Below are 907 nucleotides of genomic sequence, written 5' to 3'. Positions count from 1 at the left end.
CCTCACCGGGCCCGTCGCGCGCGGGGACGCGGGGACGGTCGCCGCGCACGTCGGGGAGTTGCGCAAGCACGCGCCCCAGACCGTCGCCGGGTACCTCGCGATGGCCCGCGCGACCGCCGACCGCGCCCTCGCCCACGGCCTGCTCAAGCCGGAACTCGCACAGGACCTCCTCGGGGTCCTCGCGGGCGGCGGCTCCGGTTCGCACGACACCGGTTCGCACGGCACCGAAGGAGACGCCCGATGAGCCTCGCCCTGCTGCGCACGGCCGCCGAACTGCACGCACGCACGCGTACGGGCCGCCGAGCCGTCGTCATGACGATGGGCGCCCTCCACGACGGCCACGCCACCCTGATCCGCTCCGCCCGCGAGATCGCCGGGCCCGGCGGCGAGGTCGTCGTCACCGTCTTCGTCAACCCCCTCCAGTTCGGCAAGGGCGAGGACCTCGACCGCTACCCGCGCACCCTCGACGCCGACCTGAAGATCGCCGAGGAGGCCGGCGCGGACGCCGTGTTCGCGCCCTCCGCCGACGAGGTCTACCCCGGCGGCGAACCCCAGGTCCGCATCAGCGCGGGACCCATGGGCGAGCGCCTCGAAGGCGCCGTCCGCCCCGGGCACTTCGACGGCATGCTGACGGTCGTCGCCAAACTCCTGCACCTCACCCGCCCCGACGTCGCGCTGTTCGGCCAGAAGGACGCGCAGCAGCTCGCGCTGATCCGCCGGATGGTCCGCGACCTGAACTTCGGCGTGGAGGTCGTCGCCGTCCCGACGGTCCGCGAGGACGACGGCCTGGCGCTCTCCAGCCGCAACCGCTACCTCTCGCCCCAGGAGCGCCACACCGCGCTCGCGCTCTCCCGCGCGCTGTTCGCGGGCCGCGACCGGCACGCCGCCCAGGAGGCGCTGCGCGCAC

2 protein-coding genes are annotated in these 907 nt (G+C 75.1%); both read left to right on the top strand.

Going from position 1 to position 907, the window contains the following annotated elements; genetic code table 11:
- Window positions 1-244 (top strand): DUF2520 domain-containing protein (locus ACVNF4_RS36500; protein WP_461807103.1); only part of this gene is annotated, 244 nt, incomplete at its 5' end.
- A partial coding sequence (gene panC / locus ACVNF4_RS36495; protein ID WP_461807102.1) for a pantoate--beta-alanine ligase occupies window positions 241-907 on the top strand: 667 nt, incomplete at its 3' end. The genes ACVNF4_RS36500 and panC, both read left to right, overlap by 4 nt.

The sequence above is a fragment of the Streptomyces sp. S6 genome, from assembly GCF_054880855.1.
Note: the sequence above shows the minus strand (reverse complement) of the source record. Positions and strands in the feature narration are given on the sequence as shown.